This window comes from Lysinibacillus irui (assembly GCF_028877475.1).
GTDB lineage: Bacteria > Bacillota > Bacilli > Bacillales_A > Planococcaceae > Lysinibacillus > Lysinibacillus irui.
On record NZ_CP113527.1, the window covers coordinates 1,431,784 to 1,447,018 of the forward strand.

Sequence of the window (15,235 nt, forward strand, 5' to 3'; positions counted from 1 at the left end):
TATTAATTGTCAATTAGTTAAAATAAATTCTGTTATTATAAGAAAATAATATTTGAAGATTACGAGGATTATTGTTATAGTATGTGCTGAAGGGCAGTATCCATTGTGAACGGCACCTTCACAAGCGCAAGATCCAATACAACAAATATCTGCCTTGATCTTTTCAGACAGGGACGGAAGAAAACACGCGTTCAACATAGCTGCTAGCTATCGCCTCTTGTCAACACTTCATCAAGAGGTATTTTGTGACGAACGAAACACTACCCTTCTGTCTATTTTCGAAAACAGAAGGGTTTTTCTGTTTTCTTCCCTTAAAAAGGAGGACTACAAATTGAAAACGACTACAGATTTTTTAAAGATGAAAGCGGCCGGTGAAAAAATTGTCATGGTGACAGCCTATGATTATCCCGCTGCTAGATTTGCTGAAGACGCTGGTGTAGATATGGTACTAGTCGGTGATTCACTTGGGATGGTCGTGCTTGGCTATGATTCTACAATGCCAGTGACTGTAGCGGATATGGTGCATCACGCTAAGGCGGTTCGACGTGGTGCGAAGAATACGTTTATTGTCGTTGATATGCCATTTGGTTCTTATCATGGCGATGTCAATGAAGCATTAAAAACGGCTGTTGACATGATGCAACAAACAGGAGCCGATGCTTTAAAGGTTGAGGGTGCAGGAGAGGTCATTTCGGTCATACGTAAACTTACATCAGCCGGTATTCCAGTAGTAGCGCATTTAGGTTTATTACCACAATCAGCAGGTGTGCTTGGTGGTTATAAAGTACAGGGAAAAACGGCAGAACAGGCTGCTACCCTTATAGAGGATGCAAAGAAATGTGAAGAAGCAGGAGCTTGTGCTGTCGTGTTAGAATGTATCCCACATCAGCTAACAAAAATTGTTTCAGCTAGCCTTGTGATCCCGACGATTGGTATAGGTGCAGGAGTAGAAGCTGATGGACAAGTGTTGGTTTATCATGACATGTTAAGTTATGGCTCACACCATGTGCCTAAGTTTGTTCAGCAATTTGCTAATATGGGGAAAGAAGCAAGTACTGGTATGGTTCACTATGTTGAAGCAGTCAAAGCGGGTACATTCCCTGCACCTAAGCATTTCTTCACAATGAAAGAGGAAGCGTTAGATCAGCTATATGGGGGCGTCAAAGCATGAAAGTAGTCACTACCATACAAGCATTAAGAGTAGAAATTGATGCAGCAAAGCAGGCTCATAAAACGATAGGTCTTGTCCCAACGATGGGCTATTTACATGAAGGTCATTTGACATTGGCAAAAACAGCACGTGCAGAAAATGATCTAGTTATTATGAGCATTTTCGTCAATCCAACACAATTTGGACCGAACGAGGATTTTGAAAGCTATCCTCGGGATTTACCTAGAGATACCGCTTTAGCACAATCTGTAGGTGTTGATATTGTGTTCGCTCCAAGTGCGGAAGAAATGTATCCGCATGATGGTGGTATTCGAATACATGCTGGTGAACAGGCAACAATTCTTTGTGGTGCGAGTCGACCAGGTCATTTTGATGGTGTGCTACAGGTTGTCTCAAAATTATTCCACTTAACACAACCAACTCGGGCTTATTTCGGACAAAAGGATGCACAGCAGGTTGCGATTATTGCCACAATGGTACGTGATTTTAACTTCCCATTGGAATTGCGAGTAGTCCCAATAGTGCGTGAGGAGGACGGTTTAGCCAAATCTTCTCGCAATATCTATTTAAGTGAATCAGAGCGACAGGAGGCTCCTGCGATTAATGAAGCTTTGCAATTGGCACGTGATAGCTTTTTAGCGAATGGTGATGCTGAGCGCGCACTGGTTAAAGCGAAAGCGCATATTCATGCACGAACGCATGGCCGAATTGACTATATTGAGTTATTAGCGTACCCCGATCTAACACCAGTAACTGCAACGACACAGCAAGTCCTGTTGGCAGCAGCCGTCTATATTGGCAAAACACGCTTAATTGATAATTGTATTTTTACTGTGAAAGAAGGACTGTAAAGATGTTACGAATGATGATGAATAGTAAAATCCACCGTGCAACAGTGACACAGGCCGATCTAAATTATGTCGGCTCCATAACAATTGATGAAGATATTTTAGATGCGGTAGGTATGCTGGCGAATGAAAAGGTACATGTCGTTAACAATAATAATGGAGCCCGCTTTGAAACATATATTATTGCTGGTGAGCGAGGTTCCGGTGTAATTTGCGTTAATGGCGCAGCTGCACGACTTGTACAACGTGGCGATATTGTAATTATTATTTCCTATGTATATGTGGATAATCATGAGGCAAAAGAGCATAAACCAACCGTTGCTATTATGGGTGAGGGTAATAGGATTAAAGAAATGATTACACATGAGCAAGAGGCAACAGTAATGTAATTTCAGTGTAGCTTTACATGATGATTAAGAGGTAAAAGTAGTAAGATGTATTTCCTAAAGACTTATAGTAGATTTTTTTTGAAATATATAATTTTTATTAGTCATTTTGAAGAAGATGTTGTCTGTATTTATATAGGCAGCATCTTTTTTATTACCATTTTATATTAGAATAAACACTTATATATTTATATTTATACTTTTTTAAAAAAAAATTATAAATTCATAATTTATAGTAGAAGATTTATGTAAATAAGTTCAACTAATTATTCTATCTTAAAAGTATTAAAGAAATTAGTTTTGATTACAAAATTTATATTAAAATGGAATTTTTTTATATTTATTGTTGACAATTGGAATGTTTTATAATTAAATGTAAATATAAGTTAATAAAAAAAGGAAGGTGTTAAATAATTTGTCATATATAGAAAAAATATCCATTATTATTATATTAGGTTGTTTAACAACATTATTAATAAAAATGTTTTTACTAATAAAAAATAATAATACAAACAATATAGTTGATTACGGTATTGAAAAAAATGATGAATTAATGACACCACTCCAATTTGGAAAGCTTATAATGAGTAGTCATTTTGAAAAATCATTAGATATATATAAACCGAAGATTTTAATACTAATTAGTAAAGATTGCCCGTATTGCAAAGAGATTTTCGAGATATATTGGAATGAATTCCATAGTGAAATAAATAATTATAGAGATATTTTTATATTAGTAGAAGATATTGATGAAAATTCAGAATCTTTTCTAAAACTATATGATTATAATTTCAATATACTTAAATATGATAGGCAATTTCTTGCTGAAAATTCAATTGATACTGCCCCTTCATTCATTTATTTAAATGAAATAAATGAAATAATATTAAAAACACCAAATGTATATAGCTTTTTTAATTTAGTTTATAATTCTAATTCTACATTCAAAAAAAAGGAGGAAGTATTATTATGAGTAACTTTCTAAATAATTTGATTCAACCAGCAGCAGCAGCTTGTTCACAAAAAACTTTTTACAAATGGTGTCAAAGTCACGCAAATTGTGCTAGAGATGGAATGATAGGAACTTTGGGAAGATGGGTTGACAAGAACAATCCGCAATGGTACTGCGATGGCACTATACAGTTTTGCAATTGTGGTTGCACTAAATAAAAAAATAGTAGTTTAATATAAAAATTAAATAAAAAATAGTCTAATATTGTAGAATTAGAATTTATAATAAAGGTTGGACTTTAAAGGTTCAGCAAACCGTAGACAGTTTTCCTTTGTCTACGGTTTTTTTAGAACATTACAGCAAATTCTTCCATGGGATAGTTTCATTAAAATATAGTTTCAATAAATTATTAGGGAGAACTAAAAATGTTATTTTATATAATAAATTTTTATATTAAAAACTGTTTAAAATTATCAATTTTTAATATAATTTTAAAAATAATAAATGGATTTTCTCCAGTAGTTTCCATATATTTTTTCCAATTGTTAATTAATGAAATAATAAATTACATAAAAGGGGAATCTGAGCTAAATAAATTAATATTTCTTTTTTTGCTTCAAATTTTACTATTAATTATTCCTTATTCTATAAATCACTTACTTTCAATAAATGAACAAATACTTACAAATAAAGTAACCAAAATACTTACAAATGAAATTTTTTTTAAAACCTCTCAAACAGAATTTTTGAATTTTGAAAACCCAGAATTTTATGATTCTTACCAAAGAGTCATTTCAAATAAAGAAAATTTAAATAATGCTTTTAATGCTTTGACTTATCTTGTTAGTGCTTTAATAAGTTTAATATCTTCACTGGCTTTGCTAACGATTATTGATAATTTAGTTGTAATAATAGTAATTTTGGGAGTTATTCCTTATTTCATTATTCAGCTTAAATTCTCTAAAAAGAATTTCCTATTTTTATCAAAGTTAATACCTATACATAGGAAGGAACAGTATATCTCATTTGTACTTAGCCAACGCGATATGTTAAAGGAGACCATTATTTTTAATAGCTTTGATTTTTTTGTAAATAGATGGAATAACTATTTTCATGAATATACAGATTCCGAAATAAATTTCATGAAAATTAAAACTAAATATCTTTTTTTATCAGAGATAATTCTAGTTCTAACATATGCTTTTTCCGGAATTATTGTAATTTTGAATTTAAAAACAAGTACTACAGCTGGGGGGGTATTAGCAACTTTACAAGCAATACAGTTATTACAAAGCAATTTAAGCCTTTCTACTAAATATTTTTCAGATTATAAAAATTCATCTTACTTTATTAAAGATTTTCTGGAATTTGTAAAAACTCCAGGAAAATCAGAAAAGGAGTATTCTTTATCTATTAAAGAAGAATTTAGAATAAAAAATATTCAAATTAAAGATCTTTCTTTTAAATATCCAAATATGAGTGAAAATACGTTAAAAAATATAAATTTGGAAATAAATTATGGCGAAAAGGTTGCTATTGTCGGTCAGAACGGTAGTGGCAAAACAACCTTAATGAAAACTATTTTAGGCTTATATTCTAACAAAAGTGAAAATATAAAAATAAACAATATTAAATTTAATGATTTGGAAATTAAGAAATATCAAGAAAAAATTTCTGTTTTATTTCAAGACTTTGTTCATTATGAACTTACAGTTAAAGAAAATATTTCATTTGAAATTGATGAGAATTGCGATAATTTTCGCATTAAGAATGCTATCAATAAGGTTGGCCTAACAGAATTTGTTGAGAACTTACCTCATAAGTATGACTCGGTATTGGGACGACAGTTTGAGGGAGGGAATGAATTATCAGGAGGGCAATGGCAAAAAATTGCATTAGCAAGAGCAATATATCGTGATAGTGATTTAATTGTGTTGGATGAACCGTCTTCTGCGCTTGATCCGATTGCAGAAAAAGAAATTATGAATAACCTTTTAAATATTTACGAAGGTTCAATTTTATTTGTTACTCATCGATTAAAAATAGCCGCCTTAGCAGATAGAATTATAGTTTTAAAAAATGGTGTAATTATAGAAGAAGGTACTCATCAAGAATTAATAAATAAAAAAGGATATTATAACGAAATGTATAATGCCCAAAATAACATTCATAATATTGAATTTTTAGTTCACTAAACTTTTTAAGAATAATTAGGAGGGAAGGGTTTTGTATTCTATTTATTGGATAAGTAATTTTCTTTTAATTTTTTTAATATTCATTTTTAGTACTTCTGCTTTGGATAAAGCAATTAACTTTAAGAAAAGTATTGTAACTTTCTCTAATTTTGGTATTAAGAAAAAATATGCTCAAATTGCTTTAATATTTTTATTAGTCGTAGAATTTTATATTGCTATATCTTTGAAAATAATTGGCATAACTTCAATTAATTTACTTTTTATCACTATTTTTTTTAGCACTGTATCAGTAGTAATATTCATAAATATCAAGAACGGGAAAAAAAATATTTCTTGTGGATGTGGTGGGATTTTAGAAAGTGAAAATCTATCATATTTGATTATCTTTAGGAATATAATTTTTATTCTAATAAGCTTATGTTTATACAATAAGGAATTAGATATTTCTAATGCACATTTAATTATTATTTTTATTGTAATAGCTTCAATAGGATTTATTAACTTATCAATAAAAAATCTTAGAATTTTCAAAAACAATATGATTAACATTATTGAAAAATTACAATAAAATCTTATAAACCTATTATTAAGAGAGGAAGATGAAGATGTTTATTAATTTTATTATTGGAATAATTTCAGTAGTTTTACTTGTGGAAACATATGTAATTTATAGTTTAATTAAACTTATAAAGAATTTCTTAACTGAAATACATTCAATAAAAGGTATTCAATTTGGTACAATTGCACAGGGAGATTCAGCGCCATTATTTAGAGCAGAAAATCAAAATAAGTCTAGAATAGTTTTAAAAGATATATTAAAAAATAATGAAGTGACTTTATTATTTTTAAGTAATAGTTGTTCTCAATGTCAAGACGTATTAAAGAATAGTAATGAAATCTTTAATGATTCTACAAGATATACCATTATTATTATGCAAGACCAATTAAAAGAAGATATGTTCTTAAATAATGAAAAAATCAGTTTGATAGTTGCACCAGATTTATTTAAAAATTATAAAGTAACAAAAACACCATACCTTTATTTTGTAGATAAGAACGGTCTAGTGAATTTTTCTACAGAAATTTCAAATCCCAAGCATCTTAAGAAGTTATTATTATTAGAAGATGCTTCTTAATATATAATATTGTTTTTAACAAAACGTAAGGTGAGCGAGGTTCCGGTGTAATTTGTGTTAATGGCGCAGCCGCACGACTTGTACAACGTGGCGATATTGTAATTATTATTTCCTATGTATATGTGGATAATCATGAGGCAAAAGAACATAAACCAACCGTTGCTATTATGGGTGAGGGTAATACGATTAAAGAAATGATTACACATGAGCCTGAAGCCACTGTGATGTGATCAGACCATAGATAGAAGAAAGGGGAGGATTGGCAATGTTTTGTCAATCCTCTTTTTTGATTGCATCTATTACAAAAGTAACTGGTAAAATTTTGTTTTTCTTACTATTAAACTAGTTTTTAAAATTATAATTTTACAAATGTTCTAGTATTTTGGGTCATATTTATGTAGAATTTAGTTGTAAGTACATCAATTTACTAGTGGAGGTATCATTTGTAATGGAAAATAAACGTAACAAATTTTTAACAGCAACTGCTGCAGCATTGGCTGTAACTGCGGTGGCAGTAGCCCCGGCATCAGCTGCAAGTCCTTTTTCAGATGTAAAAGAAAGCCATGCAGACTTTGAAGCAATTTCTACACTTTATGCAGCAGGGATTATCAGCGGGTATCCAGATGGTACATTCAAACCAGATACAAATGTCACACGTGGACAAGCTGCAAAAATGATTGCAGGCGCATTAAAGCTAGATACAAAAGATGTAGAGAATCCAAACTATAAAGATATTGATGTTTCTAATCCATATTACGGTCCAATCGCAGTACTTGCAGGATTAGAAGTGATTACAGGCTATGGTGATAATACTTTCCGTCCCAATCAAACAATTACACATGGTGATTTAGCTAAAATTTTAGCGTCTATTCCAACATTACCAGAGCTAGAAAGTGCTAAAAACCACGCGGCAACTGATAAAGTTACACGTGGACAGCTTGCAACATTGATTGCAGAAGCTTTAACAAAATCTAGCACAGAAACACCAGAAACTCCTGAAACACCAGAAACACCAGAAACGCCTGAAGGTGCATTTTCTCTATCTGTTTTACATGTGAACGATACACATGCTCGTGCGGATAAGTTACCTCAATTAGCAACAGCGGTTAAAGAGCAACGTGAAACGAAGAAAAATGTCTTAACTTTACACGCTGGTGATGCATTTAGTGGAACACTATACTTTAACGAATTCCAAGGGAAAGCAGACCTAGCGCTTTTAAATGAAATTGGCTTTGATGCGATGGTATTCGGTAACCATGAATTTGATTTAGGTTCTTCACCAGAAGGTCATCAGGCATTAGCGGATTTTGTTAAGGCTGCTAAATTCCCATTTGTGGATGCTAATACAGATTTCTCAGCAGATGATAAATTCACAGGTTTATTTACAGACTTAGTTTCAAGTGAACCTGAAAATGGTAAAATTTATTCAGGTATTGTGAAAGAAATTGATGGCGAAAAAGTAGGTATTTTCGGCTTAACAACAGAAGAAACAATGGATATTGCTTCTCCTGATAAAGTGACTTTTACAAATTACATCGATGAAGCGAAAAAAGCAGTAGCTGCCTTTGAAGGAATGGGTGTTAACAAAATTATTGCTTTAACACATATTGGCTACAATGATAATCCAAATGTTGATAATGATATTTTACTAGCGAAAAACGTACCAGGAATTGATGTCATCGTTGGTGGACATGACCATACAAAATTAGAAGAGCCAGTTGTTGTTGATACAAACACAGTGGGTGAAGCAAAAGAGGCAACATTAATCGTACAAGCTAATGAATATGTAAATTATTTAGGTACACTTGACGTAACATTTGATGGAAATGGTGTTGTTACAGAGTATGGTGGCGAATTAATCGACCTTGGTAAAGTTGCACAAGACGAGGCTTTAGTGAAGTTACTTGAACCATTTAAAGCTAAAGTAAATGAAGTGAGCAACAAGGAAATTGGTGTGAAAATTGCTGAGGAGTTAGCAAATCCACGTGCAACTGAAGAAAATCTAGAAAGTGTTCGTAGTAATGAAACAGCTCTAGGTAATATCATTACTGACGGTATGTTGGCAAAGGCACAAAAATATACAGATAAAACTGTTGTGATGGCATTACAAAATGGCGGTGGTATTCGTGCGGCGATTCCAGCTGGTAATATTACAGTTGGTCAAGTGATTACGGTATTACCATTTGGTAACACATTAGCATTAATGGATGTTACAGGTGCAGAGTTAAAGGCTGCATTTGAAGTATCTCTGAAAAGTGCACCAAAAGAAAATGGTGGTTTCCTACACATTGGTGGAGCGAAATTACAATATGATTCTTCAAAAGAAATTGGCTCACGTGTAGTATCTATCGAATATTTAGATAAAGCAACTGGAAAGTATGTTGCTTTAGAAGATACGAAAACATATACAGTAGCAACAAATGCTTTCACTGCTAAAGGTGGGGACGGCTTTGATATGTTTGCTAAAGCATATGAAGAAGGTCGCGTTACAGACTTAGGTTTATCTGATTGGGAAAACCTACAAGAACAATTACTTTCATTAAAAGAAGTAAAAACAACAACAGAAGGTCGTATTGTTGATCTTGCTAAAAAACAATAATCGAATAGCTTGAATTACTATTTTATTTAACTACTATTCATTTACGCAACCTTAGGGGCTTCCTCTAAGGTTGTGTTTTTTTGTATAGATTAAGTGATTTTACAAGGAGGAGAAAGGATGCTGCAAAGCCAAATCTATGATAAAATTCAACTTATCTAATGTGAACTGTGAGTTGAGATGTATGATGGAAAGTCAAAAATATGCCATTGTCGATTTGGAGACAACGGGTCATTCACCAGCCAATGGGGACCGGATGATTCAAATAGCAATTGTTATTATGAAGGATTGGAAAATTGAGCGTACTTATACGAAGTTCATTAATCCAGGAAAAACCATTCCATCTTTCATTCAAGATTTAACGCATATAACGGATGAAGATGTAAAGGATGCCTTGCCATTTGAGGCACATGCGGATTACATATATGAGCTATTAGCAGACTGTGTGTTTGTCGCACATAATGCAGATTTTGACTTATCCTTTTTACAAGCAGAGTTTAAGCGAGCAGGACTTCCGAAGTGGCAAGGTAAAAAAATGGACACGGTGGAGCTTGCTAAAATTTTATTTCCTATGTCCCTTGGCTTTAAGCTAGGCGATTTAGCGGCAGATTTAAATATTGAGCTAGCCAATGCGCATCGGGCAGATGATGATGCACTGGCAACAGCAGAATTATTCAGATATTGCTGGAGGGAGCTTTTAAACCTTCCTCAGCTAACGTTGGAACAGATGCATAAACGTTCTTTCCGTTTGAAATCAAATGTTTCCCAGCTCTTTTTTGAGGCTTTGCAAATTAAACGACAGCATGTGACAGGTCATGAGAATGTACATTATTACCGCAATTTTGCCATTTGCAATGGTCGCAATAAGCATGAAAATGCATCAGAACCACTAGCCTATCCGCAAACAGTAACTGAAAAGGTAGCTTTAATGTCAAAGGCCCTTGCGAATTTTGAGGAACGTCCAGCACAATTTGAGATGATGGACACGATCTGGCAGGCATTACATGAACAAAAGGAATGTGTGATTGAAGCCTCCACTGGTATTGGCAAAACGGCTGGCTATTTATTGCCTGCGATTTTGTACGCCCGTACTGTCGATAAAAAGATTGCCATTAGTACGTATACATCGTATCTACAGGAGCAGCTTGTAGAGGAGGAACTACCTAAGATTGAAAAAATCCTAGGAACAAAAGTAAATGTATGCGTATTAAAGGGAATGCAACATTATATTGATCTTGAACGCTTTGAGCAATGTATGGCCCATGCAGATGAGTCCTATGATGAAACATTTACTATTCTACAAATACTTGTGTGGCTTACTAAAACAGAGACAGGTGTGTTAAGTGAATTAAATGTTTCAGGTGGCGGACAACTATTTTTAGAGAAAATCCGAAAAATACCAAGTGACAAGCCTTCAAAGGGCTTTGATTTCTATGAACAAGCTTTAAAAAATAGTGCCGTTGCGGATTGTATTGTGACGAATCATGCTATGGTATTAAGCGATTTAGTTCGCCAAACACCACTCTTTACTCAAATCGATGGATGGATTATTGATGAAGCACATCAATTTATTCAGGCAGCCATGCAGCAGGATGAAATTGCCTTCTCCTATACACAATGGAAGTATATCTTTGGACAAATTGGTACGATGGAGGAGACCGCCCTTTTTCACCAGTTTTGTGAAGCAGCGAAGAAAAAACAGCGCGTAGCCATGCAAAATTTGCAACGTCTGGATGCCCAATTTATACGCTTGCAGCGGTCATTTGATGAAACCATTCAGTTAGTTATTCAAAAAATACAGCAACAAGTTAAAGGGAAGCAAGTAGGTAGTAAATGTACCCTATTTTTAGAGGATCTATCATTTGCGAAAGAATCATTCGTGCAAGTTAGTAAGCAGACACAACAATGGCTAGACCTTGCAACTGCAATTACGCAGACATTCGAAAATAATATTGAGCAATTAGATAAAAATGATCTTTATGTTTTATCTGAATGGCAGTATTGGATACGAGAAGTGAAAATAAAAATTGCTGAATGGGAAGATATTTTTCTATCACCACATGAAGGTAATTCAATATGGCTAGAACTGGATCTCCGTAGTGTTCCTGGCAGTCTTCATGTCTTTAAGAAACCAGTCAATGTCACACCGATTATTGAACAAGTATTAGCACCGCTTCGTAAAGAGGCAAGCATTGTTTGGACATCAGGTACATTAACCGTACCAGGCAATGAGCGCTTTGTCACACGCCAGTTAGGAATCTCTGATGATGTTGAGATCATAAAACTCCAAGCACCTCCAGCCTATTACGCTGGTGCCAAGGCTTTTATTGTAACTGATATGCCAGATATTCAGCATGTTAGCCAGGAAGAATACATTGAGGCTGTTGCACATGCAATTACTCGGACAGTCCGCATGACGGAGGGACGCTGTTTTGTGCTCTTTACAGCACAGGATATGCTTCGGAAAACCGTCGAGCTCATTCAAGAAAGTGAACTTTTAGATGACTACATGCTTTTTGCACAAGGTGTTACTGGTGGAAGCCGTATGCGCATTCTAAAATCATTCCAAAAATTTAGCCATGCTGTTCTGTTTGGGACAAATAGCTTTTGGGAGGGTGTTGATGTACCAGGAGATGCTCTCGCTTCTGTCATTGTGGTACGATTACCATTCTCTTCACCAGAAGAGCCAGTATTTAAGGCAAGAGCCAAGCATCTGACAGCTCTAGGTGGCAATTCATTCACGGAGCTTTCCTTACCAGAGGCCATTATGCGCTTTAAACAAGGCTTTGGTCGATTAATTCGTTCTTCCCAAGATAAAGGAGCCTTTATCGTCCTCGACCGACGTATCACTAATAAGTCTTATGGGAAAGAATTTATTAAGGCATTACCGCCTATCGATGTGAGGAAAGTTCAGCTACCTGAATTATTAAAAGAGTTGAACCGTTGGCAAAAATAACATGAAAAGGCGTCAGGACAAGGCTATTGTCTTAGGCGTCTTTTTTTTGTAAAACAATCCGCTTCGCTAGACCATAACAGCAAGATTGAGGACGAAGTGAAGAAATCATTCCTGATAAAATGAGGTCTATCAAATAGTATGGAGGCTTTCGATATGTCTAAAATTCAGGAATTCAATGATTTACATTCTTCACAAGAGCTCTTATTTTTAGGGAATGCTTGGGATTTATTATCGGCATTAATGTTAGAAAAGGCAGGTTTTCAAGCGATTGGCACAACAAGCTGGGGTATTGCTAATTCACTTGGCTATGCAGATGGTGAATTAATAGATTTTCAACGACATCTTAATATTATCCAAACCATTGCAGAGAATGTGAGCATACCTGTATCTGCTGATATTGAAGCAGGGTATGGATCTGATGAGCAGAGTATTATCGACAATGTATTAAGAACGGCCGATGTCGGTGTAGCTGGGATTAATATTGAGGATTCTCTCAAAAACCAAACAGGGTTAAAAAGTGTAACAGAACATTGTCGTCTACTAACAAACCTAAGGGCAGCGTTAGATTACCACGGTTTTAAAGATTTTTTTATCAACGCTAGAACGGATACGTATTTTCAGCTGGAGCAACCATTTGAAGAAACCATGGTGAGAGCGAAGGCTTATGTAGAGAGTGGGGCTAGTGGTATATTTATTCCTGGATTAACGGAAATCAACGACATAAAAGCCATGACAAGTAACATAGAAGCACCCATCAATCTGCTTTCATTACCCGGCTTAACCAATTGTCAGCAGCTAAAAGAATTAGGGGTAAGGCGTTTTAGTTTTGGTAATGCACTATCAGATAAAATCATTGCATATATAACGCTACATGCTGCACAATTATTAGAAGACCAAAATACTTCTTCTTTATATGTTTAATCAATGAAAATGAGGTGAGGTATACGTGGACCATCCAATCAATTTATCCTTTGAGGAGAAGTGGGAAAAGATTATAGCTTGTGATCAAACCTATGATGGGCTTTTTTATACAGCGGTTAAAACGACTAGGATTTATTGCCGTCCTTCCTGTAAATCCAGAAAACCGAAAAAGATGAATGTTGAATTTTATGAGGATTTACAAGAAGTAGAGGCTGCTGGCTATCGTGCATGTAAACGATGTCAGCCAGAGATTGAACATTCACCACATACACAATTGATTAAAAATGTAACAGCCTTTATTATCAACGAATATAAACAAAAGATGACATTACAAGATATGGCGGAGCATGTCGGCATCAGTCCATTTCATCTAGAACGGCTTTTTAAACAAGAAACAGCAGTGACACCCCGAACATATTTAGAAAAAATAAGAATTGATAAGGCTGCCCACTTATTAAAACATACAGATTTTACAAATTTAGAAATTTGCTATGAAGCAGGATTTCAAAGTCCCTCTAATTTTTATAAGGTGTTTCGACGATTGAAAAATTGCTCACCTACAGAATATCGAGGCCTTTCCTAAAAGGAGTCAGGATATGCACTGGATTAATGACGAAACTTATTTAGAAATCGTGCAGCCAAAAGAATTTAATTTTAAAGAGTGTTTGCTGTTTTTAAATAGATCCAATCAAGAAATTCTTCATTCAATAAAAGGGGATGTGCTTTACAAATTACTGAATATTGATGAACAGCTTATTTTATGTAAAATCAGTGAGCAAGACAATAACATAAAAGTGGAATTTCCAATGGATCAACCAATAGCCAATGTAAGAGAAAAAATCGTCCAGTATCTAATGGAATGGTTTGAAGTAAAGCAAGATTTGGCTTGTTTTTATAAGATGGCTAACCGAGATAAAATCCTACAGCCACTTGTTGAAAAATATAGTGGTCTACGATTAATCGGTATACCTGATTTATTTGAAGCGCTAGTTTGGGCTATTATTGGTCAACAAATCAATTTAACATTTGCCTATACACTAAAAAAACGATTTGTCGAGCAATTTGGAGAGTATGTAAGCTTCGAGGGGCAAAGCTACTGGCTATTTCCACCGCCAGAAAAGATCGCTGCCATTCAGGTGGAAGATTTAAGAAGTCTCCAATTTACCTTAAGAAAGTCGGAGTACATTATTGATATTGCAAAAAGTATGGCAAGTGGTCAATTGACAAAAGAGTTGTTGAAGCAAAAAGATAACTACGAGGACAAGAAAAAAAGTTTAATGGCTATTAGGGGCATTGGTGCATGGACCGCAGACTATGTGCTGATGAAATGTTTACAAGAGCCGTCTGCCTTTCCAATCGCAGATGTTGGTTTGCACAATGCGTTAAAAACTCAATTAGCGTTAGAACGAAAACCAACGATAGAGGAAATCAACCACTATGCGATACATTGGCAAGGTTGGCATGCTTATGCCACCTTTTATTTATGGAGGTCTCTATATGAAAAAGTATAAAGTAGATTACAAATCACCAATTGGAGTAATTGAAATAGAGGGTAGTGATAGCGCTATTTATGGAATTAATTTTGCGGAGCGGGATGAAATTATCCATATTCCTCAACAAGATACACCGAAAGTTCTGATGGAGTGTGCCAAACAGTTGCAAGAGTATTTTATAGGTGAACGTCATGACTTTTCATTTCCCTACGTAGTTGAAGGAACAGACTTTCAACAAGCGGTTTGGCAAGCTTTACCGACTGTAAGCTATGGTGAAACGGCTTCCTATAAGGATATTGCGGTAGCTATTAACAATGAAAAAGCTGTAAGAGCTGTTGGTAGTGCAAATGGCAAAAATAATATTAGTATCGTTGTTCCCTGTCATCGCATTATTGGCTCTAATGGAACGTTGACAGGGTATGGCGGCGGGATGTGGCGCAAAGAATGGCTTCTTCAGCATGAACAAACCTATAAAAATCCATCAGAGTAATATTTGTTTGAGTACCCTTCTTTGGTGGCAATATCACTGTGCAGCCATTTCTTAGGACTGTATAAAAAAGTGGTTATTGCAAAAAATAAGA

General features: G+C 34.5%; 13 protein-coding genes and 1 pseudogene. All 14 read left to right on the plus strand.

Annotated elements, in window-relative coordinates; translation table 11 throughout:
* The first annotated feature begins 331 nt into the window (after positions 1-331).
* The gene (gene panB, locus OU989_RS06920) at positions 332-1,171 is read left to right on the plus strand and encodes a 3-methyl-2-oxobutanoate hydroxymethyltransferase (protein WP_274796383.1); all 840 of its coding nucleotides are present in this window, start codon (positions 332-334) and stop codon (positions 1,169-1,171) included.
* Positions 1,168-2,022, plus strand: coding sequence for a pantoate--beta-alanine ligase (panC, locus tag OU989_RS06925; RefSeq protein WP_274796384.1), 855 nt, complete (start codon positions 1,168-1,170; stop codon positions 2,020-2,022). The genes panB and panC overlap by 4 nt, the downstream gene beginning before the upstream one ends.
* Before the next feature lie 2 nt (positions 2,023-2,024).
* Positions 2,025-2,408, plus strand: a complete 384-nt coding sequence (panD, locus tag OU989_RS06930) for an aspartate 1-decarboxylase (protein ID WP_274796385.1) — start codon at positions 2,025-2,027, stop codon at positions 2,406-2,408.
* A 412-nt stretch (positions 2,409-2,820) separates the two neighbouring features.
* Entirely contained in the window at positions 2,821-3,378 is a 558-nt protein-coding gene (locus OU989_RS06935; protein WP_274796387.1) for a hypothetical protein, read from the plus strand.
* Positions 3,379-3,782: 404 nt separating this feature from the next.
* Positions 3,783-5,552 (plus strand): ABC transporter ATP-binding protein, encoded by a 1,770-nt coding sequence (locus OU989_RS06940; RefSeq protein ID WP_274796388.1) that lies wholly within the window; start codon positions 3,783-3,785, stop codon positions 5,550-5,552.
* A 31-nt stretch (positions 5,553-5,583) separates the two neighbouring features.
* Positions 5,584-6,120: a MauE/DoxX family redox-associated membrane protein gene (locus OU989_RS06945; RefSeq protein ID WP_274796389.1), complete on the plus strand. Its 537-nt coding sequence runs from the start codon at positions 5,584-5,586 to the stop codon at positions 6,118-6,120.
* A gap of 37 nt (positions 6,121-6,157) precedes the next feature.
* Entirely contained in the window at positions 6,158-6,688 is a 531-nt protein-coding gene (locus OU989_RS06950) for a TlpA family protein disulfide reductase (RefSeq protein ID WP_274796390.1), read from the plus strand.
* A gap of 29 nt (positions 6,689-6,717) precedes the next feature.
* Positions 6,718-6,918, plus strand: a pseudogene (locus OU989_RS06955) (aspartate 1-decarboxylase); the annotation flags it as partial.
* Positions 6,919-7,136: 218 nt separating this feature from the next.
* A complete protein-coding gene (locus OU989_RS06960; RefSeq protein ID WP_274796391.1) occupies positions 7,137-9,287 on the plus strand; it encodes a 5'-nucleotidase C-terminal domain-containing protein in 2,151 nt (716 codons plus the stop codon).
* Positions 9,288-9,468: 181 nt separating this feature from the next.
* Positions 9,469-12,240 carry an ATP-dependent DNA helicase DinG gene (dinG, locus tag OU989_RS06965; protein ID WP_274796392.1) on the plus strand — a complete coding sequence of 924 codons (2,772 nt, stop codon included), beginning with the start codon at positions 9,469-9,471 and terminating at the stop codon, positions 12,238-12,240.
* Between the two features lie 153 nt (positions 12,241-12,393).
* Positions 12,394-13,161, plus strand: coding sequence for an isocitrate lyase/PEP mutase family protein (locus tag OU989_RS06970; protein WP_274796393.1), 768 nt, complete (start codon positions 12,394-12,396; stop codon positions 13,159-13,161).
* 25 nt (positions 13,162-13,186) lie between these two features.
* Complete coding sequence (locus tag OU989_RS06975; protein ID WP_274796394.1) at positions 13,187-13,744, plus strand: bifunctional transcriptional activator/DNA repair enzyme AdaA; 558 nt, start codon at positions 13,187-13,189, stop codon at positions 13,742-13,744.
* A gap of 13 nt (positions 13,745-13,757) precedes the next feature.
* On the plus strand, positions 13,758-14,672 hold the full coding sequence (locus tag OU989_RS06980; protein ID WP_274796395.1) for a DNA-3-methyladenine glycosylase family protein: 915 nt from the start codon (positions 13,758-13,760) through the stop codon (positions 14,670-14,672).
* Positions 14,659-15,144 carry a methylated-DNA--[protein]-cysteine S-methyltransferase gene (locus OU989_RS06985; RefSeq protein WP_274796396.1) on the plus strand — a complete coding sequence of 162 codons (486 nt, stop codon included), beginning with the start codon at positions 14,659-14,661 and terminating at the stop codon, positions 15,142-15,144. Before OU989_RS06980 ends, OU989_RS06985 begins: the two co-directional genes overlap by 14 nt.
* The last annotated feature ends 91 nt before the right edge of the window (positions 15,145-15,235 follow it).

Excerpts from the sequence above, each read along its gene's own strand:
- OU989_RS06980 (WP_274796395.1), top strand. The coding sequence starts at position 13,758 with ATGCACTGGATTAATGACGAAACTTATTTAGAAATCGTGCAGCCAAAA.
- dinG (WP_274796392.1), top strand. The coding sequence starts at position 9,469 with ATGATGGAAAGTCAAAAATATGCCATTGTCGATTTGGAGACAACGGGT.
- panC (WP_274796384.1), top strand. The coding sequence starts at position 1,168 with ATGAAAGTAGTCACTACCATACAAGCATTAAGAGTAGAAATTGATGCA.
- OU989_RS06960 (WP_274796391.1), top strand. The coding sequence starts at position 7,137 with ATGGAAAATAAACGTAACAAATTTTTAACAGCAACTGCTGCAGCATTG.
- panD (WP_274796385.1), top strand. The coding sequence starts at position 2,025 with ATGTTACGAATGATGATGAATAGTAAAATCCACCGTGCAACAGTGACA.
- OU989_RS06970 (WP_274796393.1), top strand. The coding sequence starts at position 12,394 with ATGTCTAAAATTCAGGAATTCAATGATTTACATTCTTCACAAGAGCTC.
- OU989_RS06940 (WP_274796388.1), top strand. The coding sequence starts at position 3,783 with ATGTTATTTTATATAATAAATTTTTATATTAAAAACTGTTTAAAATTA.
- OU989_RS06950 (WP_274796390.1), top strand. The coding sequence starts at position 6,158 with ATGTTTATTAATTTTATTATTGGAATAATTTCAGTAGTTTTACTTGTG.
- OU989_RS06985 (WP_274796396.1), top strand. The coding sequence starts at position 14,659 with ATGAAAAAGTATAAAGTAGATTACAAATCACCAATTGGAGTAATTGAA.